27 protein-coding genes and 1 pseudogene are annotated in these 25,817 nt (G+C 70.0%); 11 read left to right on the forward strand and 17 right to left on the reverse strand.

Going from position 1 to position 25,817, the window contains the following annotated elements:
• The first annotated feature begins 149 nt into the window (after nucleotides 1-149).
• Both MMB17_RS22765 and MMB17_RS22770 read left to right on the forward strand, forming a co-directional pair.
• Nucleotides 150-1,691: an NAD(P)-binding domain-containing protein gene (locus tag MMB17_RS22765; RefSeq protein WP_241100374.1), complete on the forward strand. Its 1,542-nt coding sequence runs from the start codon at nucleotides 150-152 to the stop codon at nucleotides 1,689-1,691.
• The gene (locus MMB17_RS22770; RefSeq protein WP_241100375.1) at nucleotides 1,678-2,193 is read left to right on the forward strand and encodes an ureidoglycolate lyase; all 516 of its coding nucleotides are present in this window, start codon (nucleotides 1,678-1,680) and stop codon (nucleotides 2,191-2,193) included. Before MMB17_RS22765 ends, MMB17_RS22770 begins: the two co-directional genes overlap by 14 nt.
• On the opposite strand, the gene MMB17_RS22775 is transcribed toward MMB17_RS22770, so the two are convergent.
• The 5 genes and pseudogenes from MMB17_RS22775 to MMB17_RS22795 all read right to left on the reverse strand — a co-directional run bounded on the left by MMB17_RS22775 (nucleotide 2,177) and on the right by MMB17_RS22795 (nucleotide 6,342).
• Nucleotides 2,177-3,139, reverse strand: coding sequence for a LysR family transcriptional regulator (locus MMB17_RS22775; protein WP_238313464.1), 963 nt, complete (start codon nucleotides 3,137-3,139; stop codon nucleotides 2,177-2,179). The two genes, MMB17_RS22770 and MMB17_RS22775, sit on opposite strands and share 17 nt — an antisense overlap.
• Nucleotides 3,140-3,484: 345 nt before the next feature.
• Nucleotides 3,485-3,628, reverse strand: coding sequence for a hypothetical protein (locus MMB17_RS22780; protein WP_241100376.1), 144 nt, complete (start codon nucleotides 3,626-3,628; stop codon nucleotides 3,485-3,487).
• Nucleotides 3,629-4,120: 492 nt separating this feature from the next.
• The gene (locus MMB17_RS22785; RefSeq protein WP_238313461.1) at nucleotides 4,121-5,065 is read right to left on the reverse strand and encodes a ribose-phosphate pyrophosphokinase; all 945 of its coding nucleotides are present in this window, start codon (nucleotides 5,063-5,065) and stop codon (nucleotides 4,121-4,123) included.
• A gap of 175 nt (nucleotides 5,066-5,240) precedes the next feature.
• Nucleotides 5,241-5,468 carry a DUF4170 domain-containing protein gene (locus MMB17_RS22790; RefSeq protein WP_238313459.1) on the reverse strand — a complete coding sequence of 76 codons (228 nt, stop codon included), beginning with the start codon at nucleotides 5,466-5,468 and terminating at the stop codon, nucleotides 5,241-5,243.
• Nucleotides 5,469-5,690: 222 nt separating this feature from the next.
• Nucleotides 5,691-6,342: pseudogene (locus MMB17_RS22795) on the reverse strand (MBL fold metallo-hydrolase).
• Nucleotides 6,343-6,611: 269 nt separating this feature from the next.
• Between MMB17_RS22795 and MMB17_RS22800 the strand changes: the two are divergent.
• Nucleotides 6,612-6,830, forward strand: a complete 219-nt coding sequence (locus tag MMB17_RS22800) for a hypothetical protein (protein WP_241100377.1) — start codon at nucleotides 6,612-6,614, stop codon at nucleotides 6,828-6,830.
• A 46-nt stretch (nucleotides 6,831-6,876) separates the two neighbouring features.
• Nucleotides 6,877-7,233 carry a hypothetical protein gene (locus MMB17_RS22805; RefSeq protein WP_241100378.1) on the forward strand — a complete coding sequence of 119 codons (357 nt, stop codon included), beginning with the start codon at nucleotides 6,877-6,879 and terminating at the stop codon, nucleotides 7,231-7,233.
• A 13-nt stretch (nucleotides 7,234-7,246) separates the two neighbouring features.
• Here the strand turns inward: MMB17_RS22805 and MMB17_RS22810 are convergent, their stop codons facing one another.
• Nucleotides 7,247-7,516: a hypothetical protein gene (locus tag MMB17_RS22810; protein ID WP_241100379.1), complete on the reverse strand. Its 270-nt coding sequence runs from the start codon at nucleotides 7,514-7,516 to the stop codon at nucleotides 7,247-7,249.
• A 251-nt stretch (nucleotides 7,517-7,767) separates the two neighbouring features.
• On the opposite strand from MMB17_RS22810, the gene MMB17_RS22815 reads away from it, so the two are divergent.
• Both MMB17_RS22815 and MMB17_RS22820 read left to right on the forward strand, forming a co-directional pair.
• Nucleotides 7,768-8,709, forward strand: coding sequence for a glycine--tRNA ligase subunit alpha (locus tag MMB17_RS22815; protein WP_241100380.1), 942 nt, complete (start codon nucleotides 7,768-7,770; stop codon nucleotides 8,707-8,709).
• An 8-nt stretch (nucleotides 8,710-8,717) separates the two neighbouring features.
• A complete protein-coding gene (locus MMB17_RS22820) occupies nucleotides 8,718-9,158 on the forward strand; it encodes a DUF3828 domain-containing protein (protein ID WP_241100381.1) in 441 nt (146 codons plus the stop codon).
• Nucleotides 9,159-9,381: 223 nt separating this feature from the next.
• Here MMB17_RS22820 and MMB17_RS22825 read toward each other — a convergent pair whose 3' ends face one another.
• From MMB17_RS22825 to MMB17_RS22840, 4 genes are all read right to left on the reverse strand, one after another.
• Nucleotides 9,382-10,110, reverse strand: a complete 729-nt coding sequence (locus MMB17_RS22825; protein ID WP_241102270.1) for an amino acid ABC transporter ATP-binding protein — start codon at nucleotides 10,108-10,110, stop codon at nucleotides 9,382-9,384.
• Between the two features lie 134 nt (nucleotides 10,111-10,244).
• Entirely contained in the window at nucleotides 10,245-10,937 is a 693-nt protein-coding gene (locus tag MMB17_RS22830; RefSeq protein ID WP_241100382.1) for an amino acid ABC transporter permease, read from the reverse strand.
• On the reverse strand, nucleotides 10,937-11,659 hold the full coding sequence (locus MMB17_RS22835; protein ID WP_241100383.1) for an amino acid ABC transporter permease: 723 nt from the start codon (nucleotides 11,657-11,659) through the stop codon (nucleotides 10,937-10,939). Before MMB17_RS22835 ends, MMB17_RS22830 begins: the two co-directional genes overlap by 1 nt.
• A 10-nt stretch (nucleotides 11,660-11,669) precedes the next feature.
• Nucleotides 11,670-12,575, reverse strand: a complete 906-nt coding sequence (locus MMB17_RS22840) for an amino acid ABC transporter substrate-binding protein (RefSeq protein WP_241100384.1) — start codon at nucleotides 12,573-12,575, stop codon at nucleotides 11,670-11,672.
• A 422-nt stretch (nucleotides 12,576-12,997) separates the two neighbouring features.
• On the opposite strand from MMB17_RS22840, the gene MMB17_RS22845 reads away from it, so the two are divergent.
• Nucleotides 12,998-14,524, forward strand: coding sequence for an alginate export family protein (locus MMB17_RS22845; protein ID WP_241100385.1), 1,527 nt, complete (start codon nucleotides 12,998-13,000; stop codon nucleotides 14,522-14,524).
• Between the two features lie 21 nt (nucleotides 14,525-14,545).
• Here MMB17_RS22845 and MMB17_RS22850 read toward each other — a convergent pair whose 3' ends face one another.
• From MMB17_RS22850 to cysC, 7 genes are all read right to left on the reverse strand, one after another.
• Nucleotides 14,546-15,667, reverse strand: coding sequence for a branched-chain amino acid ABC transporter substrate-binding protein (locus tag MMB17_RS22850; protein WP_241100386.1), 1,122 nt, complete (start codon nucleotides 15,665-15,667; stop codon nucleotides 14,546-14,548).
• A 56-nt stretch (nucleotides 15,668-15,723) separates the two neighbouring features.
• On the reverse strand, nucleotides 15,724-16,086 hold the full coding sequence (locus MMB17_RS22855) for a DUF6867 family protein (protein ID WP_241100387.1): 363 nt from the start codon (nucleotides 16,084-16,086) through the stop codon (nucleotides 15,724-15,726).
• A 4-nt stretch (nucleotides 16,087-16,090) separates the two neighbouring features.
• On the reverse strand, nucleotides 16,091-16,888 hold the full coding sequence (locus tag MMB17_RS22860; protein WP_241100388.1) for an ABC transporter ATP-binding protein: 798 nt from the start codon (nucleotides 16,886-16,888) through the stop codon (nucleotides 16,091-16,093).
• Entirely contained in the window at nucleotides 16,885-17,754 is an 870-nt protein-coding gene (locus MMB17_RS22865) for an ABC transporter ATP-binding protein (RefSeq protein ID WP_241100389.1), read from the reverse strand. The genes MMB17_RS22860 and MMB17_RS22865 overlap by 4 nt, the downstream gene beginning before the upstream one ends.
• The gene (gene livM, locus MMB17_RS22870; RefSeq protein WP_338041751.1) at nucleotides 17,754-19,139 is read right to left on the reverse strand and encodes a high-affinity branched-chain amino acid ABC transporter permease LivM; all 1,386 of its coding nucleotides are present in this window, start codon (nucleotides 19,137-19,139) and stop codon (nucleotides 17,754-17,756) included. Before livM ends, MMB17_RS22865 begins: the two co-directional genes overlap by 1 nt.
• Nucleotides 19,140-19,143: 4 nt before the next feature.
• A complete protein-coding gene (locus MMB17_RS22875; protein ID WP_241100390.1) occupies nucleotides 19,144-20,061 on the reverse strand; it encodes an ABC transporter permease subunit in 918 nt (305 codons plus the stop codon).
• 129 nt (nucleotides 20,062-20,190) lie between these two features.
• The gene (gene cysC, locus MMB17_RS22880; RefSeq protein ID WP_241100391.1) at nucleotides 20,191-20,820 is read right to left on the reverse strand and encodes an adenylyl-sulfate kinase; all 630 of its coding nucleotides are present in this window, start codon (nucleotides 20,818-20,820) and stop codon (nucleotides 20,191-20,193) included.
• 160 nt (nucleotides 20,821-20,980) lie between these two features.
• On the opposite strand from cysC, the gene MMB17_RS22885 reads away from it, so the two are divergent.
• The 4 genes from MMB17_RS22885 (at nucleotide 20,981) to hslU (ending at nucleotide 25,782) form a co-directional block, all read left to right on the forward strand.
• Entirely contained in the window at nucleotides 20,981-21,811 is an 831-nt protein-coding gene (locus MMB17_RS22885) for a hypothetical protein (protein ID WP_241100392.1), read from the forward strand.
• Between the two features lie 98 nt (nucleotides 21,812-21,909).
• The gene (locus MMB17_RS22890; RefSeq protein ID WP_238313428.1) at nucleotides 21,910-23,400 is read left to right on the forward strand and encodes an aspartate ammonia-lyase; all 1,491 of its coding nucleotides are present in this window, start codon (nucleotides 21,910-21,912) and stop codon (nucleotides 23,398-23,400) included.
• Between the two features lie 30 nt (nucleotides 23,401-23,430).
• A complete protein-coding gene (locus MMB17_RS22895) occupies nucleotides 23,431-24,357 on the forward strand; it encodes a DUF6925 family protein (protein ID WP_241100393.1) in 927 nt (308 codons plus the stop codon).
• Nucleotides 24,358-24,468: 111 nt separating this feature from the next.
• Entirely contained in the window at nucleotides 24,469-25,782 is a 1,314-nt protein-coding gene (gene hslU, locus MMB17_RS22900) for an ATP-dependent protease ATPase subunit HslU (RefSeq protein WP_238313424.1), read from the forward strand.
• Nucleotides 25,783-25,817 lie beyond the last annotated feature (35 nt).

A 25,817-nucleotide genomic window follows, 5' to 3' on the forward strand; every position in this document is an offset into this window, starting at 1 on the left:
GAGCGCGCCCGCTCTACGGCGGCAACAATCTCGGGGTCGCTCGTTGCCGAAACGCGCACGCCTCGTACGGAACATGAGGCTTCTCAAGATGCCGGCGCCCGCGCCAGATCTCGTCACCGCAAAGGAGCGGGGAGCATCAGGAGAGACCAATGGGCGCGCTGTCCGGGCGAAGCCATGCCTGCCGCGCCGAGACGGCCGCGACGACTGGCGATGCAGCGCTCGACGCACTCGCCGCCCGGGCACGGGCCGATCTCGATGCCCTGTCCTATCCGTCGGCGCGCTGGGTCACGCCGGCGCGGCGGCCGGACGGCGCGCCGATCCACGCGGCCCTCATCGTCGGCGGCGGCCAGTCCGGCCTGATGACGGCGGCCGCCCTCCGCCGGGACGGGGTCGACGACGTCGTGCTCCTCGACCGGGCTCCGGCCGGCCAGGAGGGCGTGTGGGACAGCTTCGCCCGCATGGAGGAACTGCGCACCCCCAAGGGCCTGAACGGCATCGAGTTCGGCTGCCCGAGCCTGTCGGTCGCCGCCTGGTACGCGGCCCGCTACGGCGCCGGGGCCTGGGACGCCCTGCAGCGCATCCCCCGCCGGGACTGGGCGGCCTATCTACGCTGGTATCGGGACACCCTGGGCCTCGCGGTCGAGAGCGGAACCGCGGTGATCGATATCCGCCCCGCGCCGGACGATGCCGATGTCGTGGTGGTCGCGGCCATGCAGGGCGGGCGCGAGGTCCTGCGCTATGCCCGCAACGTGGTGATCGCCACCGGCTTCGACGGGGCCGGAGGCTGGGACGTGCCCGAATTCGTGAGCGCCGCCCTGCCCCGGGACCGCTACGACCACACCAACGGCTTCATCGACTTCGCCCGGTTGCGCGGTAAGCGCATCGCCATCCTCGGCCACGGCGCCTCGGCCTTCGACAACGCCAACGCGGCGCTCGCCGCTGGCGCGGCCCGGGTCGACCTGTGCTTCCGCCGGGAGCGCCTGCCGCGGGCCAATCCTCATCGCCACCTGGAGAATGCTGGCATGCTCGCGCATTTCCCGGATCTCGACTGCGCGACGCGCTGGCGGGTGGCGCGCCATGTCCGGCGGGTCGATCAGCCGCCGGCACCCCGGGGCTTCGCCATGGCCATGGCCAATCCGGATTTCCATCTGCATCCCGGCAGCCCGTGGCTCTCCGTGCGCCTGGCCGGCGACGCAATCGCGGTCGAGACCCCGCGGGGGACGCTTGCCTGCGACCACCTGCTCTGCGCCACTGGCGTCGCGGTCGATCTCGCCGCCCGGCCCGAGTTGCGGTCCCTCGCCCCGGTGATCGCCCGGTGGGCCGACCGCTACCGTCCGGAGCCGGGGGAGGAGGACGAGCGTTTCGCCGCCTATCCGTTCCTGGCCACCGATTTCAGCTTCACCCCGCGGGAGGCGGCCGATGCCTGGGTTACCCGCGTCTTCTGCTTCAACGGTGCGAGCGCCGTGAGCCACGGCCCGCATACGGCGTCGATCAGCGGGCATCGCCATGCCCTGCCACGGGTGGTCCGCGGCATCACGCAGCGCCTGTTCGTGCTCCAGGCCGGGGCTTTCCTGCCCGCCCTCCAGGCCTATGCCGAGGCCGAGCTCGACCTGCCCGAGGATTTCGAGATCCGCCACCGCGCGGTGTTGCCTGCCCCCGTTTCCGAAGAGGTTTCCCATGAGCACGCCTGAGACCGCGCCCGAAGCCGTTGCCGAGACCCGCGCCGTCCCGATCCACGCTCTCACGCCGGAGGCCTTCGCGCCCTTCGGCACGGTGGTGGTGCCCATGGAGGACGGTGTGCCCTTCGGGCCGCAGGATGCCCAGCTCGATTTCTCCGCCGGCACGCCCCGCTTCTACGCCATGCGCCTGCCCGCCCGGGGCCTGACGATCCATCGCATCACCCGGCACAAGGCAGTCACCCAGACTCTCGCCTCCGTCGGCGGCAAGACTTGGTATCTCGGTGTCGCGGCGCCGGGCGAGGCGGAGGCGCCGACGCTCGAAAGTATCAAGGTGTTTCGCATCCCGGGCGATGCGGCGGTGGCCCTCTACAAGGGCACGTGGCATGCCGGCCCCCTCTTCGAGGGAGAGGAGCAGAGCTTCTTCAATCTCGAGCTCGCCGACACCAACGTCGTCGACCACGACACCTGCAACCTGATCAAGTGTTACGGCTGCGCCCTCATGCCGACGGCCTGAGGGCCAAGCTGTCCGCCTGCGGGGCGGCCCAGCGGGACTCTTCCGTGAGCGCCCGCAGAGCCGCATCCACCGCCTCGACGAAATGCGCGCCGGCCGCGGGCAGGATGCGCGTTCCTTTGACGAGCAGGGTAACGGTCTCGGGCGGGAAGGAGCGCCGCTCGAAGGGCACGAACACCACGTCGCCCCTGGCGATCTCGCCGGCGATGCCCATCTGCGAGCGGACGCCGATGGCGATGCCCGCCTTGATCAGGGCGGTCATGGTCTCGAAGGAATTGGTCTCGATCCGGCGTGCGAAGAGCAGCTCGGCATCGCCGCCGAGCTGCGCATTGAAGATCTGGCGGGTCGAGAAGCCGTTGTCGGGCAGGACCAGCGTCTCGCCGATCAGGTCCGAGAGCTTCATCTCGGGGCGCACCGCGAGGGGATGGGCCGGGTGCAGAACCGCGCCGATCGCCATCGAGGCCTGGCTGCGCCGCCGCACCCTCGCATCGGGCATGGGGCTGAAGGCGAGGCCGAGATCGGCCTGCCCCTCCGCGACCCGCGCCACCACGTCCTGCATATCGTGAACCTGCAGCGTGAAGCCGACCTGCCGGTGCTTGGCGCGGAAGGCGCGGACGATGGCGGGCAGGAAATCCTTCGCGATGCCCTCCTCGCAGGCCACGGTGACGTGCCCGGTGCGCGCGCCGCGCAGGTCGTTGATCTCCGTGATGGTCTGGTCGAGGCCGCCTTGGCTGGTGAGCACCCAGCGATAGAAGAGCTCGCCCGCTGCGGTCAGCTTGAGGCCGCGGGAACTGCGCTCAAACAGTGGCGCGCCCAGTTGCTCCTCGATCTTGATGATCTGCCTGTTCACCGCCGAGGGCGCGACGTTGAGCGTCTCCGAAGCCTTCCGGATGGAGCGGGCCTGAACCGTTTCACGGAAGTAGCGAAGGGCGATCCACTGGAAATGCATGGGAGGACTCGAGAGGTGATCCCCTCGCCCAGGCAACCCGCGCGCCAACTCGTCCTCCTGAGGATGGGGGTGTCGGGATCAGGCGTGGGCGGCATCGGGCGACGGCGCCTCGGCCGCGCGGCGCAGGCGTGTGAGGATGCTGTCGCCGTCCGGACGGTGGGTCGGACCGAAGCCCGCGCGCTCCATGCGCTCAGCGATGTCCTGGCCCGGCCTCGGCCAGGGCGGCCTCGACATCGGCCGCCTCTGCTTGAAGCGCCTGAAGGTGCGCCAGGGTAGTCTCTGCCTCGCGTAGGGTCGCGGCATCTTGCCGGGACGCGCCCGCGCCGAGGCGCCGTACGGCTTCGTTCACGGCTTGACCCGCCGGCCGCGCTCCAACTCGCCCTGGCGCTTCGAGGCATCGGCCACGTGGGCGCCGATGCCGGCGATTTCCGCCGCGAAGCGGGCCCGGGCCGCGCGCAGGGCGTCGCGCTCTGCCTCCAGCTCGGCCATGGCCGACGCCTCCTCCTCCGCCAGATCCTCCCGGCTGCCCCTGAGCGCGGCGATCGCCTGAGCCTCCAGCGCGCGGGTGCGCGCTTCGACCTCGTCCTGGCGAAGTGTTTCCGCTCGTCGCCGGCCACCGCGAGGGCCAGGGCTGACGGCTGCACTCCAGCCCGGCGCGGGTCTTACGGATCTGCTGCTCCAGGACGAGCAGCGCGTTGCGGTCGAAGATCTCCTTACGCACCCGGGCGGCCTGCCCGCGCAGGAGGACGTCGACAGCTTGAGTATGGCCTGTCTCCCGGTTGGCGAACCTGGTTTGCAGGCAGGAGGCTCCTATGAGTTTGCGCGGTGTCTAAATGTAAATTTGCACAATGATCAAAAGGCTCGGTAGGAGGCGCGATGGGAGGCTCACCTCCCATATAAGGAATAAATACCTATTGCAAGACACGAAATACCCCGCTCCCTTGAGAAGAGCGGGGTCGGTCGCGAGCGGGAGCTGCCGGTTCAGACGAAGAGGCTCGACACGCTCGATTCCGTGGCCGTACGCCCGATCGCCTCGCCGAGCAGCGGGGCGATGCCGATCACGCGGATGTTGCGGGCGAGCTTCACCGCCTGGGTCGGCTGGATCGAGTCTGTGATGACGAGCTCCTTCATCTTCGAGGCGGCGATGCGCGAGACCGCGCCGCCCGAGAGCACCCCATGCGTGATGTAGGCGGAGACGTCCTTGGCGCCGGCATTCAGCAGGGCTTCGGCGGCGTTCACCAGGGTACCGCCGGAATCGACGATGTCGTCGACGAGGATGCAGGACCGCCCGCTTACGTCGCCAATGATGTTCATCACCTCCGACTCGCCGGGACGTTCGCGGCGCTTGTCGACGATGGCGAGCGGCGCGTCGATGCGCTTGGCGAGCGCCCGGGCGCGCACCACGCCGCCGACGTCGGGGGAGACCACCATGCGCTCGCCCGGGGGCAGCCGCTCCTTGATGTCGCGCACCATCACCGGGGCGGCGAAGAGGTTGTCAGTCGGGATGTCGAAGAAGCCCTGGATCTGGCCGGCATGGAGATCCAGCGTCATCACGCGGTCGGCGCCGGCCTCGGTGATGAGATTGGCCACGAGCTTGGCCGAGATCGGCGTGCGGCCCGAGGTGCGCCGGTCCTGCCGCGCATAGCCGAAATAGGGGATTACCGCCGTGATGCGGCGGGCGGAGGAGCGCCGGGCCGCGTCGATCATGATGAGCAGTTCCATCAGGTGATCGTTGGCGGGAAACGAGGTCGACTGGACGATGAACACGTCCTCGCCGCGCACGTTCTCCTGCAGCTCGACGAAGATCTCCATGTCGGCGAAGCGCCGGACCATGCAGCTCGCCAGCGGCAGTTCCAGATAGGCGGCGATCGCCTCGGCGAGCGGACGGCTCGCGTTGCCGGCGATGATCTTGATCGACGACTTCATTGCCGGGCTCTCTATAAGGCTCGCAAACTCTCGCAAACGACGGGTATCCCGCGCGAAAACCGTCGGAGGGCACACGACTCTCGTCCCGACGGGGGCGCTCTTATCAGTGGCGGCAGGGTGTCACAATGCCTTCACGGCCCGCCCTCCCCACCCACCAGCTGGCGGGCGCCGGCGCTCAGGGCTCCAGCAGGCGGTGCAGGTGCACGATGAAGTAGCGGGTCTGCGCGCTGTCGACGGTGGCCTGAGCCTTGGCCCGCCACGCGGTCTGGGCGGAGGCGTAATCGGGGAAGATCCCGACGATATCGAGGCCCTTCACGTCGCGGAAGCGCACGCTGTCCAGATCCTCGAGTTCGCCGCCGAACACGAGGTGAAGCTTCTGGCCGCTGTCGATCGTCGTCGTCATCCACACCTCCCAGCGCCGCCTCGGCCTGACGCGCCGTGCCAGCGACCATTCTCGCGAGGCCGCATTCCGGCCCCGGGCTCAGGCCAAGCCTGCCCGCCGAAGCAAGGCAGAGGCCGTGAACTGCGGGTCGCAGACCCCATCGCCAGCGTCAACTCGCCGGCGCGCATGGGTTCGCTGCACGGAGCTCGCTTGGGGCTCGCTGCGTGTTGCGGGTGGCTCCGCTCAGGCCTCCCGGTAGGCCGAGCCGTCCGCCGCCCGGGCGGGTCGCTCGACATAGCGGCCCCGTTCGGGAACGGCGACGCGCTCGAAGTCCTGGGCCAGGGCATCGAGGGCGCGCTGCAGGTCCGGTCCGCGTAGGGGGCGGCCGTGCCCGGTGATCGCGCGCTCGGGTTTCAGGCTGGCGAGGAAGCGCACGGAAGCGCCGGCTGCGTCCCAGTCGAGCGTCAGATACGTGGGCGGGCCGTGCAGTTCCAGTGCCCGCGTGGCGACGGCATAGGCCGATTCCTGGGCCGCGCTGCCGTCGAGATAGGGTTTTTCCAGCCCGTGGGCGTAGACCGGGGCGTCCCCTCGCGGGCCAGATCCTCCAGCACGCCGACATGGTCGAAATGGCCATGGGTAAGCAGGATCGCCGCGGGGCGCGCGCCCGTGCCAAAGCGGGCGGCGGCCGTGTCGCGGATCGCCGTGGCGGTGCCGCGCAGGCCCCCATCGACCAGCACCCAGCTGCGGTCGCCCGCGCCGTGTGGCCCGACGAAGACGACATTGACGATGCCGAGCGGCGATAGGCGAGGTCCTCGGTGATCGCATGGGCTGCGTCGCTGCCCGCCTCAACGGCATCGGCGCGGGCGTCCGGGGCGACGGGGATCTGCTGGGCCATGGGCAGCTCCCTCGGTTTCTTGGGCTCCATCGGGACGCTGCGCGTCTCTCCGGACGATGCCTCGATGGGCCAACCACGCGTGCGGGCCCGGGTTCGGTCGCCCGCCTGCGGCGAAGGCGGCCGTTGTTGCGGGCGGGCGACAGGGGACGCCTAAACCGGCCATTGCAGCCGCGGACCGCTTGCCAGCGTGGCCACCGGTCCGCAGTTTCGTCGGCCATGGAGCGGTGCGACCCTCGCCGCCGCCCCCGTAGAGACGTGGCCGAAGACCGATGCGCCTCCCGAAGCTGATCGTTCTCCTCGGCCTTGCCGGGAGCGTCGGGGCCTGCGCGCCCCATCCGATCGTCGCCCGCGATCCGATTCCCGCCCCGTCCCCAGACGAGGCGTTTGTCTGCGATTCACGACCTTCGCCGATCGTTGCGAAGATGTTCGACACGAATTGCGAGGAGCGGCTGCGCGAGCGCCGCACCGTGCTACAGTCCAAGGGTTGAGCGGCCAGCCTCGGCCGTTCCCTCGCCCAGCCGGAGTCCGCCCGTGGTGACCTCACGCCGTCTCGCCGCCCTCGCGGGTGCCCTCGCCGCCCTGTCGGTTACCGCGGCCGCGGCGGAGACCGAGGGCACCAAGCAGCGCATCTTCGAGGCGGGCGGGCGCGGCCCGCAGGTGATCGAGCTCGATCCCTATCCAAGCCAGTTCCGTCGCGGCTCCGTCGGCCGCAACGGCGAAGACGTGCATGCGCTCGGCGCCATCCCCGTGCCGCAGGTCATGAATGGCGGCGCCTTCGGCATGACGGGCTTCGACTATTACCACGACGCCTCGGCGGGTGGCTTCATCGGCAAGCGCCGCATCCCGCACGGCTACGTGCTGGCCCCGGCCCTGCGCGCGCCCCTTCCCTGAGGTGGCGCGCCGCTTACTGCGCGCTCGCCACGCAGGCCGCGGGCACGCTGCCATAGCCGGTATAGACGACGCGCACCTTGCGGCGGCAATCCTGCGCGCCGGGAAGTGAGGCGGCGGGGGCGGCCTGGACCGGCGCGACCTCGACTGGGGTGATCGCCACGGTGGCGGCGACCGTGCCGGTCGTGTCCGCGGTGGCGAGGGCGTTGGACGCCGAGATCACCATTGGTGTGGCGACGAGAGAGGCGGCGATGGCCGCGGCGAAAACGGTAAATCCCTTGCGCATGACTTGGCTGCCGCTGTTCTGATCCGCCCAATGGGGCGGCCCACGACCCTGAATTGTCGAAACAACTTGGCCGTAAGCTTCACGGTTCCCCGGCTTAAAGGAATCGTGGCAGAAATGTGTGCGGGCGCGCACCGGGGCGGTTTCCATCCCCCGTGCGACGCCCCGCGGCCTCCGTCATTCAAGCGGCTTCCCCTTCGGCGGCGAGGGCTCTAAACGGTCGCGCGACCCTTCTTCCCGCTGTCGGAATCTCCATGTCGAGCGACGTCGATCTCTCGCCCACACGCTCGTTCCAGGGCCTGATCCTGACCCTGCAGCGCTTCTGGGCGGGCAAGGGCTGCGTGATCCTGCAGCCCTACGATATGGAGGTCGGCGCCGGCACCTTCCATCCGGCCACGACGCTGCGGGCGCTCGGGCCGAAGCCCTGGAACGCGGCCTATGTTCAGCCGTCGCGGCGCCCGAAGGACGGCCGCTACGGCGAGAACCCGAACCGGCTGCAGCATTATTACCAGTTCCAGGTCATCCTGAAGCCGAACCCGCCGAACCTTCAGGAGCTCTACCTTGAATCGCTCGCCGCGATCGGCGTCGACCTCAAGCTCCACGACATCCGCTTCGTCGAGGACGACTGGGAGAGCCCGACGCTGGGCGCCTGGGGCCTCGGTTGGGAATGCTGGTGCGACGGCATGGAGGTGAGCCAGTTCACCTATTTCCAGCAGGTGGCCGGCTTCGAATGCGCGCCGGTCGCCGGCGAGCTGACCTACGGCCTCGAGCGGCTCGCCATGTACGTGCAGGGCGTCGAGAACGTCTACGACCTCAATTTCAACGGCGGCGAAGGCGACGCGAAGGTCACTTACGGCGACGTCTTCCTGCAGGCCGAGCAGGAATATTCGCGCCACAACTTCGAGGCCGCCGACACGGCGATGCTGTTTCGGCACTTCGCCGACGCGGAAAAGGCCTGCCGCTCCTATCTGGACGCCGGTGCTCCGGCCACGGAAGGCGGGCGCCATCGCATGGTGCAGCCGGCCTACGACCAGTGCATCAAGGCGAGCCACGTCTTCAACCTGCTCGATGCGCGCGGCGTGATCTCGGTGACCGAACGGCAGAGCTACATCCTGCGGGTGCGCGAGCTCGCCAAGGCCTGCGGCGCCGCCTGGCTCAAGACGGAGGCCGGCGGCGCCCCGGCTGAGGCCGCCTGAGCGAGGCCATGCGCACCGCTCTCATCGCCCTTGTCCTGGCGCTCTCCGCCGGGAGCGCGCGGGCGCAATCGGCGACCGATCCCGTCGAGACGGTGCGCGCCTTCTACGCCAAGGACGACATCAATGCCGTCCGCTTCTACGCCAAGGGCCTGCGCCACCTGTTCGAGCGCGACCAGCGCGAGGCGAAGGGCGAGGTCGGGCGCCTCGGCTTCGCCTTCCACGTCAACGGCCAGGATACGGAGCCGGGCTTTTCCAAGAGCCTGACGCTCACGCTGCTCGTGGTGGAGGCCGACCGGGCCGAGGTGCAGGCCACCTTCCGCAACGGCAGCCCGCAGGAGTTGCGTTACAGCCTCCTGCGCGAGGGCGGCCTCTGGAAGATCGCTGATGTCCGCTCTCTGCGGAAGGACCGCTGGGACCTGACGGAGATCCTGTCCGCGCCGCTGCGCTGAGGCAGGCCGCTCAGGCCAGCCGAAGCCCCGTCAGCAAAGCGGCGACCCAGTCCTGGGCGGTGGGGGGGCGGCAGGATCGGCCGTGGCGGGGCCGCCCGGCACAACCCCGTGATCGCGGCGGCAGTCTGGCGTCGAGGCGATGCGCCTCCGCGGCATCCGTGCTTTGCGGATCGGCCGGGGTGGACGGAGAGGCCGGTCAGCGGCCTCATCGGCCCCTGCCCCCTCAATGCGACAGGATCTTCGATAGGAAGGCCTGGACGCGGAGGCTGCGGGGCTCGTCGAAGAAGGCGTCCTTGCTCGTGTCCTCCACGATCTCACCCTGGTCCATGAAGATCACCCGGTCGGCGACATTGCGGGCGAAGCCCATCTCGTGGGTCACCACCATCATGGTCATGCCGTCCCGGGCGAGCTCGACCATCACGTCGAGCACCTCGCCGACCATCTCCGGGTCGAGGGCCGAGGTCGGCTCGTCGAACAGCATCACCACCGGGTCCATGGCGAACGCCCGGGCGATCGCCACCCGCTGCTGCTGGCCGCCGGAGAGCTGGCCCGGAAATTTCCGCGCATGCGCCGAGAGGCCGACCCGGGCGAGCAGGTCGAGCCCCCGCTTCTCGGCGTCCGCGGCCGAGCGCTTCAGCACCTTGCGCGGGGCGAGCGTCAGGTTGTCGAGGATCGACAGATGCGGGAACAGCTCGAAATGCTGGAACACCATGCCGACCCGGGCGCGCAGCTTGGGCAGGTTCGTGGCCCGGTCCTTCACCCGCGTGCCGTCGACGGTGATCTGGCCCTCCTGGAACGGCTCCAGCGCGTTCACGCACTTGATCAGGGTCGACTTGCCTGAGCCCGAGGGGCCGCAGACCACCACCACCTCGCCGCGGGCGATCTCCGTCGTGCAGTTGGAGAGCACCTTGAAGTCGCCGTACCACTTGGACACGGCCTCGATGGCGATCATCTGCGCCGCGCTGGCAGGGCGGGGCGCGACGAGCGGCGCCTCCTGCAGCCCGGCATCCTCAGGGGCGTCGGTCGCCCGGACGGGCGTCTGGGGCGTGCCGGGCGCCGGGATCGGCGTGGAGGTCATGACGTCCCTCAGCGGATGATCGCGACGCGGGATTGTAGGCGGCGCACCAGGAGCGAGGCGGCCAGACAGATCACGAGATAGGTAAGCGCCGCGAACAGATACATCTCGACGAGGCGCCCGTCCCGCTGGGCGACCTTCACGGCGGCCCCCAGGAAGTCGGTGAGCGAGAGCACGTAGACGAGCGAGGTGTCCTGGAAGAGCACGATGGTCTGGGTCAGCAGCAGCGGCAGCATGTTGCGGAAGGCCTGGGGCAGGACCACGCTGCCCATCACCTGCCAGTAGCCGAGCCCGAGCGCCTGGGCGGCGGCCGTCTGGCCCTTCGGGATGGATTGGAGGCCGGCTCGCATGATCTCGGAGAAGTAGGCCGCCTCGAAGAGGGTGAATGTGATCAGGGCGCTGGTGAAGGCGCCGACCTGGATCGGCTCCGAGGCGCCGGTCGCCCAGGCTCCGAGGTAGGGCACTAGGAAGTAGAACCAGAAGATCACCAGCACGAGCGGCAGGGAGCGCATCAGCTCGACATAGAGCTTGGCCACGTGCCGCAGCCCGGGCAGCCCGGAGAGCCGCAGCATCGCGAGCCACGTGCCGAGCACCAGGCCCAGGCCCGCCGCCAAGGCGGTCAGCGTCAGGGTGAAGACCATGCCCTGCCCGAACAGATAGGGCAGCGAGGCCCCGACCACGCCGAGATCGAACTGCGAAAACATCAGCGCTGCCCGGGGATCGCGACCGCCCGCTCGAGCCGGCTCGCGCACAGGATCACCACGAGGTTGACCGCCACGTAGAGAAGGGTCGCCGCGGTGAAGGCCTCGAAGACGTGGAAGGAGAATTCCTGCATCGCGCGGGCCCGGGCGGTGAGTTCGAGCAGGCCGATGGTGAGCGCCACCGACGTGTTCTTGAGGTTGTTCAGGAACTCGGAGGTCAGCGGCGGCAGGATGAGGCGGTAGGCGTTGGGCAGCAGCACGTGGCGGTAGGTCTGCGCGGTGCCGAGCCCCAGGGCCGTGCCGGCGAGGCGCTGGCCCCGGGGCAGCGCCTCGATGCCGGCCCGCACCTGCTCGGCCACCCGCGCCGCGGTGAAGAAGCCGAGGCAGAGCACCGCCGTGTAGAAGGGCGCGTCCGGCACTTGCTTCACCGCGCTGCCGAGCGCCTCCGGCAGCAATTCGGGCAGCACGAAGTACCAGAGGAACATCTGCACCAGCAGGGGGATGTTGCGGAACAGCTCGACATAGGCCGTGCCGAGGGCCCGCGCCGCCTTCGAGGGCAGCGTGCGCATCACCCCGATCGCCGAGCCGAGGGTGAAGGCGATCGCCCAGGAGGCGAGCGCGGTCGCGACCGTCCAGGCGAGGCCGGAGAGCAGCATGTCGGCATAGGAGCCGACCCCTTCCGGGCTCGGCTCGAAGAAGACGTTCCAGTTCCAGTTGTAGTTCATCGGCCGTCGCTCAGTAGGCGACGGGGTCGGCGCTGTCGCTCGGGGTCTCGAAGGCCTTCCGCATGGCCTCGCTCATCGGCAGCTTGAGGTTGATGCCCCGGGGCGGGATCGGCTGCTCGAACCATTTCGCGTAGAGCGCCTTCCCCTCCGGGCTCCGGTAGAGCGCGGCGGTGGCGGCGTCGACCACCGCCTTGAAGGGCGCGTCGTCCCTGCGCAGCATGATGCCGTAGGGCTCGGGCTTCGAGAGCGCCTCCGAGGAGATCGCGTAGGCCTCCGGCGCCTTGGAACCGGCGACCAGGGCGGCGAGCAGCACATCGTCCATCACGAAGGCGTCGGCCCGGCCGGTCTCGACCATCAGGAAGGCCTCGGCATGGTCCTTGGCCGGCAGGATCCGGAGGCCGAGGCCGCGGGCGGTGTTGGCCTCGTTGATCTGGCGGATGCTGGTGGTGCCCGAGGTCGAGACCACGGTGCGGCCCTTCAGGCCGTCGAAGCTGTCCAGCGCCTTGTCCTTCTTCGCCACGAAGCGCGTCGCGGTGAGGAAGTGGGTGTTGGTGAAGGCGGCCTGCTTCTGGCGGTCGGCATTGTTGGTGGTCGAGCCGCATTCGAGGTCGATGGTGCCGTTGGCGATGAGCGGCATGCGCGTCGCCGAGGTGACGGGATTGAGCTTCACCGCCAGCGAATCGAGCTTCAGATGCGCCTTCACCGCCTCCGCCACCTTCTGACAGATCTCCAGGGCGTAGCCGACCGGCTTCTGGTTGCCGTCGAGATAGGAGAAGGGCACCGAGGAATCGCGGTAGCCGAGGGTGAGGGCGCCGCTGTCCTTCACCTTCTTCAGGGTGCCGGTGAGCGCCTGCGCCCCGGCGGGCCCGCAGGCGGCCGCGAGGGCGGTGAGCAGGAACACGGCCTTGAGGCGCATCGGTGGAGCTTCCCGACCCTGGGCCGCCCGGCGGGCGGCGGCGGTGCCATAGTGAGGCCGGCGCCCCGGCTTGTCATCCGCCGCGGCACCGAACGCGACGGGGGAGCCGTCTCTCATCCTGGCCGGCACGTTCGAAATTAATCCCGAGAAAGACAAGTCTCTGCACAATTCCGCCCGGGCGTTGCGGCCGGGGGACAAAGGTCATGCGCAGATCAGGGGCGAGGCATCTCATATAAGCCCCTGATTTCATTTTGATATGAGCATTGCTGGCTGTGTGGAAAACCGCCGCGGCGGGCGCGAAGACGTTCGAAGATACCAACAAAATGCATGATTCAGATCGGCAGTCCTTGCGCTGATATGCCAGGGTGAGTGAACTCTAGCCATCCTTGATCGAAGTTTGTGCAAGAACAGGAGGCGGTGCCGTGAAGCGGTCGGTTGTGTGCGCGTCGTTGCTGGCCGGCGCTTTCGTCCCTCCCCTCGTGGGCGCTCCCATCGGCTCCGCCCGCGCCCAGGGCGGCCCGGCGCCCACGGCCACCGACGTGGCGACCGCCAAGGCGCAGGTGGCGACGGCGAAAGCCAGGAAGGCGCAGGACGGGCCCTATTTCGCGGCGGTCCCGGTCAAGCCGCCGAACTTCCTCTACAAGGCCCTGGGCGAGCCCGAGAACTGGCGCATCAGCGGCTCGTTCCGCCCGAGGGCGGAAGGCATCGCCAACCAGTTCCGCCCCTCGACCTTCGCCAGCAACGACATCCTGAACTCGTATCTCACCACCCTGCACGTGGAATACGGCGTCAAGGATCCGGTGCGCATCGGCGTGGAGCTGTTCGACAGCCGCGGCTACTTCCAGCGCCGCAATTCCTCCGCCTCCACCACGGAGATCAACGCCCTCGAACCGGGCCAGGCCTATCTCAACTTCGATCTGGGCGATCTCGGCGGTGAAGGCTCGAAGAGCAGCCTGACGCTCGGCCGCTTCACCAAGAACATCGGCTCGCGCCGCCTCGTCTCCCGGCAGCAGTTCCGCAACACCATCAATGCCTATACCGGCATGCTGTTCGATTGGCAGGGCGCGAACAAGGACAAGCTCACCGTGCTCTGGTCGATGCCGCATACGCGGCTGCCCGACGACGTGCCCGGCATCCTCGACAACGGGATCGAGTTCGACCGCGAGAGCCCGGACCTGCAGCTCTTCGGCGCTTCCTACACCTTCGCGGGCATCTTCGGCGGCTCCCTCGAACTCTACGGCTACGGCCTCTACGAGCAGGATTCCGGTACGGGCCCGGGCTCGGTGCAGACCCGCAACCGGCGCCTGTTCACCCCCGGGATGCGGCTGGCGCGCCTGCCGCGGGTGGGCGAATTCGACTGGGACCTCGAGGGGATCTACCAGACCGGCCTCACCCGCGAGACGGCGGCGGTGACCGACGTGAAGGATCTCGACGTCTCGGCCTATTTCGTCCACGCCGAAATCGGCTACACCTTCGATGCCGATTGGAAGCCGCGGGTCTCCCTGCATTACGACCATGCCAGCGGCGACGGCTCCAACCCGAACAGCTACAACCGCTTCGACACGCTCTACGGCGCCCGGCGCTGGGAATACGGCCCGACCGGCCTCTACGGCCCGGTGCAGCGGGCGAACATGATCTCGCCCGCCCTGCGCTTCGAGATCACCCCGAGCAAGGTCTGGGACTTCTTCGTCGCCTATCGGCCGCTCTGGCTGGAAAGCGCCACCGACACTTTCGCGGCGACGCTGATCCGTGACCGCTCGGGCCGCTCCGGCACCTTCGCCGGCCAGCAGATCGAGGGCCGCGTGCGCTACTGGATCATCCCCGACACGATGATCCTCGATACCGGGCTCGCCTACCTCATCAAGGGCGACTTCCTGCGCAACGCCCCCAACGCGCCCGATACCGGAGACACCTTCTACGGCTATCTCAACACGACGCTCTTCTTCTGAGCCCTCGGGTCGGCAGCGGGATCACGGGGTGATCTCGTTGCCGACATAGTCGACGACGCCGTTGGCGTTCTTCTTCCAGACATACATCACGTAATCCGGCCGGGTGATGTCGCCCTTCTTGTCGTAGGCGATCTCGCCGATCACCGTCGGGGTCGGCTTGCCCTGGTGCAGATAGGCGGCCAGCGCCTCGGCCTCGGTGGAGCCCGTCGCCTCGACCGCGGCCTTGAGGATCTGGACCGCGGCATAGGCGTAGAGGGTATAGGCTTCCGGGTTGATGCCCTTGGCCTTGAAGCGGGCGACGATGTCCTTGGCCTCGGCGCTGCGGGTCCGGTCCGGGGTGAAGGTGACGAGCGTGCCCTCGGCGGCCGGCCCGGCGATGGCGACGAGCTCCTTGTCGACCATGCCGTCGCCGCCCATCAGGGGCGCTTCGAGCTTCTGGTCGCGCATCTGGCGGATGATGAGGCCGGCCTCCGTGTAGTAGCCGCCGAAATAGACCACATCGACGCCGTTCTGCTTCAGCTTCGACACGAGGGCGGAATAGTCCTTCTCGCCCGGGTTGATGCCCTCGATCAGCGTCTCCTTGCCGCCCTTGGCCTTGAACGCCTTCAGGGTCTCGTCGACGAGGCCCTTGCCGTAGGGCGTCTTGTCGTGGACGAAGGCGACCTTCTTCCCCGCGAAGGCCTTGGCGAGGTAGTCGCCGGCGATGGCCCCCTGCTGATCGTCGCGGCCGCAGGTGCGGAAGACGTTCCACAGGCCCCGCTCGGTGAACTTCACCGCGGTCGAGCCGGGGGTGATCTGGAGGATGCCCGCATCCGCATAGGCCTCGGAGGCGGGGATCGAGACGCCGGAATTGAAATCGCCGACCACCATGGTCACCCCGTCCGAGGCGAACTTGTTGGCGACCGAGACGCCCTGCTTGGGGTCGGAGGCGTCGTCGCCGATGGAGAGCTCGATCTTCTTGCCCTTCACGCCGCCGGCGGCGTTGATGTCCTCGACCGCCTGGGTGGCGCCGTTGCGGAACTGCGCCCCGAAGGCGGCGCTGTTGCCGGTGAGCGGGGCGGCGAGCCCGATCTTCACCTGCGCCTGGGCCGAGCCCGCGAGGAGAAGCCCGAGGGCGAGCCCGGCCAGCAGCGACGTCTTCATGCCCATCCCCCTCAATGCCCCCGTTCCAAGCAAGCGCGGGGCCGATGCCCGCGCGATCACGTTGCCTCCGGCCCCTTCGCCCGCCAGGCCAGCGGCCCGCGGCGCTCGTAGAGCCAGGGATATTGCCCCGTCATCTGCCGCACCCGCGTGACGCGGAAGGCCAATGCCCCGACGAGGAGCACCACCAGGGCGTCCGCCGCGTAGTAGCGGGCGGAGAGCAGCGTGCCCTGGAACAGGGCGAAATGGATGAAGCGCACGGCTCCGGCGAGCAGGAGCAGCGGCGGCACGATCTGCCAGGCCGGACGCCAGCCGAGCGCCACCGCCCGTGCCGTCATCCAGGCCGCCCAGCCGCCCATGGCCACGGTGACGAGCAGGAACAGGAAGACCGAGTCCTCCTCGTAGAGGATTCCCTGGAGCATCGCCTCAGCTCTCCTCCGGCAGGGCGTGGCCGCCTTCGAGATAGGCGGCCTTGATCGCCGGATCCTCCAAGAGCGCCCGGCCCTCCCCCGAGAGGGTGATGCGCCCGTTGACCAGCACGTAGCCGCGATGGGCGAGGCGGAGGGCGTGATAGGCGTTCTGCTCCACCAGGAAGACGGTGAGGCCGTCCTGCCGGTTGAGGGTGCGGATGGCGGAGAAGATCTGCTTCACCATGAGGGGGGCGAGGCCGAGGGAGGGCTCGTCGAGCATGAGCAGACGCGGCCGGCTCATCAGGGCGCGGGCGATGGCGAGCATCTGCTGCTCGCCGCCCGACATGGTGCCGCCGCGCTGGTGCAGCCGCTCCTTCAGCCGCGGGAACAGGGTGCAGACCCGCTCCAGATCCTGCGCGAAGAAGCGCCCCTCGTGCAGGGCGGCGCCCATCTGCAGATTCTCGTAGACGCTCATGCGCGGGAAGATGCGCCGCCCCTCCGGCGACTGGGCGAGGCCGAGCCGGGCGATGCGGTGGGTCGGCAGGCGCGTCACGTCCTGCCCGGCGAAGCGGATCGTGCCGGAGCGGGCGCGCGGGGCGCCGAACACCGTCATCATCAGGGTCGACTTGCCGGCCCCGTTCGCCCCGATCAGGGTGACGATCTCCCCCTCCCGCACGTCGAGATCGACCCCGCGCAGGGCGGCGACGCTGCCGTAGGAGGCCGAGACGCTGCGCAGGGCGAGCAGGGGCTCGGCGGCGGCCGCCTGCCGGGCCCGGGTCTCCTCCACGAGGACGTTGATGCCGGCCACGCTCATGCCCGCCTCTCCGCGACGGGCAGGGTGAGGCCGAGCTCGGCATCGACCTGCTCGACCTCCTCGTCCTCGACCCCGAGATAGGCCGCGATCACCCGCGGGTCGTTGCGGATCGCCTCCGGCGTGCCGTCGGCGATCTTCCGGCCGTAATCGAGCACGACCACGTGGTCGGAGATCTCCATCACCACGGCCATGTCGTGCTCGATCAGGAGCACGGAGGTGGCATGCGCGTCGCGGATGTGGCGCAGCAGGCCGTTCAGCTCGTGGGATTCCCGCGGGTTCAGCCCCGCCGCCGGCTCGTCGAGGCAGAGCAGGACCGGGTCCGTGCACATGGCCCGGGCGATCTCCAGCCGGCGCTGGTCGCCATAGGGCAGGTCGCCGGCCGGATCGTCGGCCCGGGCGGTCAGGCCGATCCGGTCGAGCCAGTCCCTGGCCTTGGCGATCGCGGCGGCCTCCGCCGCCCGGTAGCCGCCGAGGCCGAGGAGGCCGAGCAGGGTGAAGCCCGAGGCGCGCATCAGGGGGGCGTGCTGGGCGACGAGCAGGTTCTCCAGGACGGTCATGCCGGGAAACAGGCGGATGTTCTGGAAGGTGCGCGCCACCCGGGCCCGCCGGTTCACCTGATGGTTCGGCAGCCGCTCCAGCAGATGCGCGGCGCCGTCCGGATGGCGCAGGGTCAGCCGCCCCTCGCTCGGCCGGTAGAAGCCGGTGATGCAGTTGAACACCGTGGTCTTGCCCGCGCCGTTCGGGCCGATCAGCGCGGTGATGTCCCCCCGCCGGACGCGGAAGGAGAGGTCGTCCACGGCGGTCAGCCCGCCGAAGCGCATGCGCAGATGCTCGACCGCGAGGACGGCGTCGTCGGGGGGCGCCATCAGCCGTGGCCCTCGCGCACGAGGCTGCCGGCGATGGCCTTGCGCTCCTTGAGGGCCACGGTCGGCACCCGCTCGGCGATGAGGCCGCGGGGGCGCCAGACCATCATGGCGACCATGGCCAGGCCGAACACGACGAGGCGGTACTCGTTGGGGTCGAAGCCCTCGCCGAACACGGCCTTGAGGAAGCCGAGATTGCGCAGGAGCTCCGGCCCGCCGACCATGACGATGGCGGCGAGGGCCACGCCGATCTGGCTGCCCATGCCGCCGAGCACCACGATCGCCAGGATGATGGCGCTCTCCAGGAAGTTGAAGCTCTCCGGGCTGACGAAGCCCTGGCGCACGGCGAAGAAGGAGCCGGCGAAGCCCCCGAACATGGCGCCCAGCGCGAAGGCGGTGAGCTTGGTCGCGGTGGTGTCGATCCCGAGCGAGCGGCAGGCGATCTCGTCCTCGCGCAGGGCCTCCCAGGCCCGGCCGATGGGCAGGCGCCGCAGGCGCAGGGTCGCGAAGGCGGTCAGGAGGGCGAGCGCCAGGATCAGGTAGTAGAGGAAGACGACGCGGTGCATCGCGTCGAACTTGAGCCCGAAGGTGCCGGCGAAGCCGTTCGGCCCCGGGGTGAAGGGCAGGCCGAAGAAGGTCGCCCGGGGGATCGAGGACACCCCCGCCGCCCCGCCGGTGAGGTCGACCCAGTTGATGAGCACGAGGCGGATGATCTCGCCGAAGGCCAGGGTGACGATGGCGAGATAGTCGCCCCTCAGGCGCAGCACGGGAAAGCCGAGCATCATGCCCCAGAGCCCCGCGAACAGGCCGGCCAGCGGCAGGCAGACCCAGAAGGACAGGCCGAGGGTCGTCGAGAGCAGGGCGTAGGTATAGGCGCCGACGGCGTAGAAGGCGACGTAGCCGAGGTCGAGGAGCCCCGCGAGCCCGACCACGATGTTCAGCCCCCAGCCGAGCATGACGTAGGTCAGGATCAGGATGCCGAGGTCGATCCAGTAGCGGGAGGGGCCGAGGCCGCCGGTGAGGAACACCACCGCCGGCGGCATCAGCAGGGCGGCGGCCAGGAACAGGGGCAGGCCGAGGCGCGGCAGGCGCTGCCCGGCCTGGGGCGTGGCGTCGACGGGCTCCGTCGCCTGGGAAGGGCTCGGGGTGAGCGTCCGGCGCGCGTCGCGCCGCAGGAGCACCAGGCGCTGGAGCAGCCGCAGGCCGAACAGGGCGGCGCAGAGGCCGGCCACCAGCCCCCAGCGCGGGGTCAGGCCGAGGGCGCCCCCCTCCCCGAGATCGGCGCGGTAGCTGACGATCGGCACGCAGAGCCCGAAGGCGACCAGCGCCGTGAGCGCGCAATCCTTCAGGATGCCCGGCAGGGCGTTCTCCGACGCGGCGGCGGCCACCGGCTCAGACCTTCTCGACCTCGGCCCGGCCGAGCAGGCCCGAGGGCATGAAGATCAGGACGATGGCGAGGATCGAGAAGGCGGCCACGTCCTTGTACTCGATGGAGAAATAGGCCGACCAGAAGGTCTCGACGAGGCCGATGATGAGGCCGCCGAGCACCGCGCCGGGCAGGGAGCCGATGCCGCCGAGCACCGCCGCGGTGAAGGCCTTCACCCCGGGCACGAACCCGTCCGAGAAGGAGACCACGCCGTAATAGACGAGGTACAGCACCCCCGCCACCGCCGCGAGCACCGCGCCCAGCACGAAGGTGAGGGAGATGGTGCGGTCCACGTCGATGCCGAGCAGAGCCGCCATCTTGCGGTCCTGCTCGCAGGCCCGCTGCGCCCGGCCGAAGGGCGTGCGTTGCACGAGATACCAGAAGCCGGCCAGCAGGAGCGCGGTCACCGCCATGATCGCCATCTGCTTGTAGGAGAGAGTCACGGCGTAGCCCTCCCGCTCGAACAGGGTCAGGCCGCCATTGAGCAGGGGCGGCGTCGGCTTGTTGCGGGCGCCCTGGGCCACCTGCACGAAGTTCGACAGGAAGATCGAGACGCCGATGGCCGAGATGAGCGGGGCGAGGCGGAAGGAGCCGCGCAGGGGCCGGTAGGCCACCCGTTCGATCGCCCAGCCCCAGAGCGCGGTCAGCGCCATCGCCACGAGGAGCACGATCAGCAGAGCCAGGGCCACGGAGGCGATGCCGAGCCAGGCGGTGACGATCAGGAAGGCGATCAGCGCGATGAAGCTCGACACCATGAAGACGTCGCCATGGGCGAAGTTCACCATGCCGATGATGCCGAACACCATCGTGTAGCCGATGGCGATCAGCCCGTAGATCGAGCCGAGCGTGAGCCCGTTGATGAGCTGCTGTACGAAGACGTCCATGTGGTGCCGTCTCGGCCCTTGTCGCGGTTCTTCGGCACCCGCGGCGGAATCTGCCCCGCCGCTGCGGCCCGAGCGTAGCCGCACCGGCCCGGGACGGGAAGAGCCATTGCCGTACCGGCCGGTTCGCCGTCAGCGTTCCCGCTCCGGCCGGCATAGGGCGGCGAGGCGGGCGATGACCGGCGCCGCCGAATCCCGGATCGACCGGCCCTCCGTCGCGATCGTCAGGTCCGGGGCGAGCGGCGCCTCGTAGGGCGCCGAGATGCCGGTGAAGCCGGCGATCTCTCCGGCCCGGGCCCGGACATAGAGGCCCTTCGGATCGCGCGCCTCGCAGAGGCGGAGCGGCGTATCGATGAAGACCTCCAGGAAGGGGATGTCGCCGGCGCTGGCCCGCGCGGCCTCCCGCTCGGTCCGGAACGGGGAGATCAGGGACACGATCACGTAGAGACCGGCCTCCGCCATCAGCCGGGCGGTCTCGGCGACCCGGCGGATGTTCTCGCGCCGGTCGGCGTCCGAGAAGCCGAGATCGCGGTTCAGCCCGTATCGGACGTTGTCCCCGTCGAGCACCATACCGTGCAGCCCGGCCTGGTTGAGCGCCCGGTCGACGGCATCGGCGATGCTCGACTTGCCCGCGCCCGACAGGCCGGTGAGCCAGGCGATGGCCGGCCTCTGGCCGAGCTGCGCCCAGCGGGCCTCGCGCGGCTGGAGGCTCTGCCAGGTCAGGTTGTGTCGCAGATCCGTTCCCAAGCCGCATCCTGCCATGCCGGGCTCCCGCCTGCCGATCACCGCCCCACGCCATGCTTGACGGTTCGCGAGACGCAAATACAACCGAACGATGCATTTGCGTCCCGCTCACGCTTTCGTTATGTGGGAAAAATACCCACGTCAACAGTGGCTCCGACGCGCTTTCGAGGAGATCAGGATGGGATCGCAGCAACCTCCCGTGGCGGACGCCCGGCACCACCTGCTGATCGCCGGCACCGGCCGGGCCGGGACGACCTTCCTGGTGGAGGTGCTCACCGCCTGCGGACTCGACACGGAACTGTCACGCAATCCGCATGCCGGCTATGATCGGGCCGCGCAGGCGGGCCTGGAGAGCGACCCGCTGGTGCCCAAGGACCACCCCTACGTGGTCAAGTCGCCCTGGGCCTATCAGTTCGTGGACCAGTTCCTGGCCGATCCCGGCCTGCGCCTCGACGGGGCGATCCTGCCGATCCGCGACCTGAAGGAAGCGGTGGCGAGCCGGCTCGCCCTGGAGCTCGGCCACATCTACGGCCTGCCCGGCACCGCCCGGCTCGACGCGCCCTGGCGCGAATTCGGCACCGTGCCCGGCGGGGCGGCCCATTCCCTGGAGCCGCTCGACCAGGCGCGCATCCTCGCCCACGGCCTCCACCTTCTCCTCGAACGGCTGCTCGAACACGACGTGCCGATCGTGATGATGAAGTTCCCGCGCTTCGCCGAGGATCTCGACTACCTCTACGCCCATCTGCGCCCCTTCCTGCCCGCGGGCATGGAGGCGGGCGACTTCCGTGCGGCGGTGGCGCCGGTGGTCGATCCGGCCCGCATCCGGGTCGGGCGGGAGATCGGCCGCAAGCCGGCCGACGCCCTGCCGACGCCGGAGGAGATCGAGCGCATCGCCCTCAAGCGGCAGGTCGTGGCCCTGCAGGATCGCCTCGACCGCTACGCCTGGATCGATCGGCCCCTCAAGCTGGCGGAGCGCCTGCGGCGGCGGATGCGGCAGGCGATCGCCTGAGCCCCGCCCCGCCTCGACGGGGTGGTGTCCGATGCGCTAGGCCCGGGCCGGGCCCGGCGGCCGATTCCGGCGGTCGCCCGACCGCGCGGGAGGACGGCATGGACAGCGAAGCACCCCCGTCCGAGCCGCTTGCGGTGGCGACGGTCCGCAATGTCGAGATGACGGGGGCGGAGATCCGCTCCGAGCACGATCTCCTCGGCTATGCCGACGTGCCGGCCGCGGCGCTCTGGGGCATCCACACCAAGCGGGCGGTGACGAACTTCCCGATCACCGGCGTGCCGGTGGGGCATTTCCCCGAACTGGTGCGGGCCCTCGCCCTGGTGAAGCAGGCCGCGGCCCGGGCCAACCGGCGCCTCGGCTATCTCGACCCGGTCAAGGCCGACGCGATCGAGCGCGCCTGCACGATGGTGGCGACCGACAAGACTTTCGCCGAATCCTTCGTGGTCGACGCGATCCAGGGCGGCGCGGGCACCTCGACCAACATGAACGCCAACGAGGTGATCGCCAACGTCGCCCTCGGCCTCCTCGGCAAGGCGCCGGGCCAGTACGAGGCGCTGCACCCCAACGACGACGTCAACATGGCGCAGTCGACCAACGACGCCTATCCGACGGCGCTCCGCCTCGCGGTGATCTTCGCGACGCAGGGCCTGGTGCGGGCCCTCGACGACCTCGCCTACGCCTTCAAGGGCAAGGCGGTGGAATTCGCCGACGTGCTGAAGATGGGCCGCACCCAGCTCCAGGACGCCGTGCCGATGACGCTCGGCCAGGAATTCGACGGCTTCCACGCCACCCTCAAGGAGGACGTGGCCCGGCTCAACGAGATTTCCGGCCTGTTCCGCGAGGTCAATCTCGGCGCCACGGCCATCGGCACCGGCATCAACGCCGATCCGCGCTATGCCGCGCTCGCGGTGGAGGAGCTGTCGCGCCTCTCCGGCCAGCCGATGGTGCTCGCCTCGAACCTGATCGAGGCGACCTCGGATCTCGGCGCCTTCGTGCTGTTCTCCGGCGTGCTGAAGCGGGTCGCGGTCAAGCTCTCGAAGATCTGCAACGATCTGCGCCTGCTCTCCTCGGGGCCGCGGGCGGGGTTCGGCGAGATCCGGCTGCCGGCGGTGCAGGCGGGCTCCTCGATCATGCCCGGCAAGGTCAATCCGGTGATCCCGGAGGTGGTCAACCAGGTCGCCTTCCTGGTGATCGGCCACGACCTCACGGTGACGCTCTGCGCCGAGGGCGGCCAGCTCCAGCTCAACGCCTTCGAGCCGACCATCGGCTATTGCGTGCTCTCCTCGATCCGCATGCTCGGCGCGGCGGTGGACACCCTGACGAAGCGCTGCGTCGAAGGCATCGAGGCCGACCGGGAGCGCTGCCGCAGCCTCGTCCAGGGCTCGGTCGGCCTCGTCACCGCCCTGGCCCCGACGCTCGGCTACGAGGCGAGCTCCCGCATCGCCCGCCGGGCCCTGGCCGAGAACCGCGCCGTGGCCGAGCTGGTGCTGGAGGAGGGCCTGCTCACCGAGGCGCAGCTCAACGCGCTTCTGGAACTCGAGGCGATGACCCACCCGACCCGGCGGCAGAAGGCCGGCGGGACGGTGTAGGCGGGCGTCCGAACCCCAGACGAGGCGCGCATGGCCCCCGATCCGGATGTCGACACCCTGCTGCGCGCCTGCCTCGCCGATCCCGAGACGACCTGGGCGCTCGGCAGCTTCGGGGCGCTCGCCTTCTTCGCGCGCGATCCCGACGAGGCCGCGGCGGCGCTTCCCGGGATCGGGCTCGCGACGGCGCGGGCCGGCCTCCGCCTCGAGCCTCAGGCCGGGCTCCGGCCCTTCGCCTACGAGACCGCCTTCGCCTCCGGCTGGAGCCAGGCCATCGCCCTCTGCCTGCCGGAGGCGGTCTGCGCCATGGGGCAGCGCCGCGCCGTGACCGAGCTCGGCCCGGATGCGGGCGCCCTGCATGCGCGGGACCGGGACGGCATCCTGTTCGATCTCGGCCTCGGCCAGCGCGCGGTCGATGTCTGCCTGCGGGCCTCCGACCCCGACACGCTTGCAATCCTCCGGGCCGGATGCGGCCGGCCGCTCTTCGGCCCCGGCCATCCCGCCGCCGCCCTGCTCGAAAAGGGCGCCCGGCCGCAGGTCTTCGTGACCCGGATCGGCCGGATCGAGATCGACCGGCCCTGCTGGCATCCGGAGGTCGCGGCGGCCCCGGGCCCCCTCGCCTATCTGATGCCGCAGCGGCTGCGGAAGGGGCAGACCCATGCGGCCACCGCGCCGATCCCGCCGGGGCTCGTGCCCTGCGGCACATTGTTTCCGCCCCATCCCGCCCGGGACGGGCGCGGCGCCCCCGTCCCCTTCCGGCCGGAGCGGCACGCCGCCTTCCAGAAGCTGCTCGCCCGCTGGGGCGACCCGGAGCTCGCCGCCCTCAAGGCCCGGCTGCGGGCGGGCGGCATCCTCGGCCCCGACGAGCAGACGCGCCGCCACCGCCAGGTCGCCCGCACCGTCGCCGTGCAGGCGCAGGCCCTCGGCGAAGCGGTGGCCGGCGGGTCGCAACGTCTTTAAAGCTTGCGGCGCGGCGCCTAGATCGGGCTCGACACGGCCGCGGTGCCGGCCCGAGCCGGGCGGCGCGCCCCCGCATCGTCCCAACGCCTTCGCGGGATGCCAAGGAGCCCGATGACCACCTTTTCCCCCCGCGAGATCGTTTCCGAGCTCGACCGCTTCATCGTCGGCCAGCACGATGCCAAGCGCGCCGTCGCCATCGCCCTGCGCAACCGCTGGCGCCGGCAGCAGCTCAAGGGGCCGCTGCGCGAGGAGGTGGCGCCCAAGAACATCCTGATGATCGGGCCGACCGGCTGCGGCAAGACCGAGATCGCCCGCCGCCTCGCCCGGCTCGCCGGCGCCCCCTTCCTCAAGGTCGAGGCGACGAAGTTCACCGAGGTCGGCTATGTCGGCCGCGACGTGGAGCAGATCGTGCGCGACCTCGTGGAGGTTGGCATCGGCCTCAAGCGCGAGGAGAAGCGCAAGGCGGTGAAGGCCAAGGCCGAGGCCGCCGCCGAGGCGCGCATCCTCGACGCCCTGGTCGGGCCGACGGCGAGCCCGGCTACCCGCGACGCCTTCCGCAAGAAGCTGCGCAACAACGAGCTCGACGACAAGGAGGTCGAGCTGGAGCTCGCCTCCGCCTCGCCCCAGGGCCTGCCGATGTTCGAGATCCCCGGCATGCCCGGCGCCTCGATGGGGGCGATCAACCTCTCCGACATGCTCGGCAAGGCGCTGGGCGGCCAGCGCGGCAAGCCCCGCCGCATCACCGTGCGCGACGCCTACGCGCCGCTCCTGGCGGAGGAATCCGACAAGCTCGTCGACGACGATTCCCTGATCCAGGAGGCGATCCGCGAGGTCGAGGACAACGGCATCGTCTTCCTCGACGAGATCGACAAGATCACCGCCCGCGAGGGCCGCTCCGGCGCCGACGTCTCCCGCGAGGGCGTGCAGCGCGACCTGCTGCCCCTGATCGAGGGCACCACGGTCGCGACCAAGCACGGGCCGGTGAAGACCGACCACGTGCTGTTCATCGCGAGCGGCGCCTTCCACGTCGCCAAGCCCTCGGACCTGCTGCCGGAATTGCAGGGCCGCCTGCCGATCCGCGTGGAGTTGCAGCCGCTCACCGTGGAGGATTTCAAGCAGATCCTCACCGCGACGGAGGCGAGCCTGATCAAGCAGACCGTCGCCCTGATGGAGACCGAGGGCGTGACCCTGGTCGTCACCGAGGACGCCGTCGACGCCCTGGCCCGGGTGGCGGTGGAGGTGAACGGCTCGGTGGAGAATATCGGCGCCCGCCGGCTCCAGACCGTGCTGGAGCGGGTGATCGACGAGATCTCGTTCACCGCCACCGACCGCTCCGGCGAGACCGTGACGGTGGACGCGGCCTATGTCCGCGCCCAGGTCGAGGGGCTCGCCGCCAACGCGGATCTCAGCCGCTTCATCCTCTAGGCCGTGCGCGCGCCCGGTCCGGAGGGCGCTGCGCC

This window comes from Methylobacterium organophilum (genome assembly GCF_022533465.1).
Lineage (GTDB): Bacteria > Pseudomonadota > Alphaproteobacteria > Rhizobiales > Beijerinckiaceae > Methylobacterium > Methylobacterium organophilum.

Bases quoted from the DNA above. Each gene is read 5' to 3' on its own strand.
- MMB17_RS22765 (WP_241100374.1), top strand. From the start codon at position 150: ATGGGCGCGCTGTCCGGGCGAAGCCATGCCTGCCGCGCCGAGACGGCC.
- MMB17_RS22770 (WP_241100375.1), top strand. From the start codon at position 1,678: ATGAGCACGCCTGAGACCGCGCCCGAAGCCGTTGCCGAGACCCGCGCC.
- MMB17_RS22775 (WP_238313464.1), bottom strand. From the start codon at position 3,139: ATGCATTTCCAGTGGATCGCCCTTCGCTACTTCCGTGAAACGGTTCAG.
- MMB17_RS22780 (WP_241100376.1), bottom strand. From the start codon at position 3,628: ATGGCCGAGCTGGAGGCAGAGCGCGACGCCCTGCGCGCGGCCCGGGCC.
- MMB17_RS22785 (WP_238313461.1), bottom strand. From the start codon at position 5,065: ATGAAGTCGTCGATCAAGATCATCGCCGGCAACGCGAGCCGTCCGCTC.
- MMB17_RS22790 (WP_238313459.1), bottom strand. From the start codon at position 5,468: ATGACGACGACGATCGACAGCGGCCAGAAGCTTCACCTCGTGTTCGGC.
- MMB17_RS22800 (WP_241100377.1), top strand. From the start codon at position 6,612: ATGCGCCTCCCGAAGCTGATCGTTCTCCTCGGCCTTGCCGGGAGCGTC.
- MMB17_RS22810 (WP_241100379.1), bottom strand. From the start codon at position 7,516: ATGCGCAAGGGATTTACCGTTTTCGCCGCGGCCATCGCCGCCTCTCTC.
- MMB17_RS22815 (WP_241100380.1), top strand. From the start codon at position 7,768: ATGTCGAGCGACGTCGATCTCTCGCCCACACGCTCGTTCCAGGGCCTG.
- MMB17_RS22820 (WP_241100381.1), top strand. From the start codon at position 8,718: ATGCGCACCGCTCTCATCGCCCTTGTCCTGGCGCTCTCCGCCGGGAGC.
- MMB17_RS22825 (WP_241102270.1), bottom strand. From the start codon at position 10,110: ATGATCGCCATCGAGGCCGTGTCCAAGTGGTACGGCGACTTCAAGGTG.
- MMB17_RS22830 (WP_241100382.1), bottom strand. From the start codon at position 10,937: ATGTTTTCGCAGTTCGATCTCGGCGTGGTCGGGGCCTCGCTGCCCTAT.
- MMB17_RS22835 (WP_241100383.1), bottom strand. From the start codon at position 11,659: ATGAACTACAACTGGAACTGGAACGTCTTCTTCGAGCCGAGCCCGGAA.
- MMB17_RS22840 (WP_241100384.1), bottom strand. From the start codon at position 12,575: ATGCGCCTCAAGGCCGTGTTCCTGCTCACCGCCCTCGCGGCCGCCTGC.
- MMB17_RS22850 (WP_241100386.1), bottom strand. From the start codon at position 15,667: ATGAAGACGTCGCTGCTGGCCGGGCTCGCCCTCGGGCTTCTCCTCGCG.
- MMB17_RS22855 (WP_241100387.1), bottom strand. From the start codon at position 16,086: ATGCTCCAGGGAATCCTCTACGAGGAGGACTCGGTCTTCCTGTTCCTG.
- MMB17_RS22860 (WP_241100388.1), bottom strand. From the start codon at position 16,888: ATGAGCGTGGCCGGCATCAACGTCCTCGTGGAGGAGACCCGGGCCCGG.
- MMB17_RS22865 (WP_241100389.1), bottom strand. From the start codon at position 17,754: ATGGCGCCCCCCGACGACGCCGTCCTCGCGGTCGAGCATCTGCGCATG.
- MMB17_RS22875 (WP_241100390.1), bottom strand. From the start codon at position 20,061: ATGGACGTCTTCGTACAGCAGCTCATCAACGGGCTCACGCTCGGCTCG.
- cysC (WP_241100391.1), bottom strand. From the start codon at position 20,820: ATGGCAGGATGCGGCTTGGGAACGGATCTGCGACACAACCTGACCTGG.
- MMB17_RS22885 (WP_241100392.1), top strand. From the start codon at position 20,981: ATGGGATCGCAGCAACCTCCCGTGGCGGACGCCCGGCACCACCTGCTG.
- MMB17_RS22890 (WP_238313428.1), top strand. From the start codon at position 21,910: ATGGACAGCGAAGCACCCCCGTCCGAGCCGCTTGCGGTGGCGACGGTC.
- MMB17_RS22895 (WP_241100393.1), top strand. From the start codon at position 23,431: ATGGCCCCCGATCCGGATGTCGACACCCTGCTGCGCGCCTGCCTCGCC.
- hslU (WP_238313424.1), top strand. From the start codon at position 24,469: ATGACCACCTTTTCCCCCCGCGAGATCGTTTCCGAGCTCGACCGCTTC.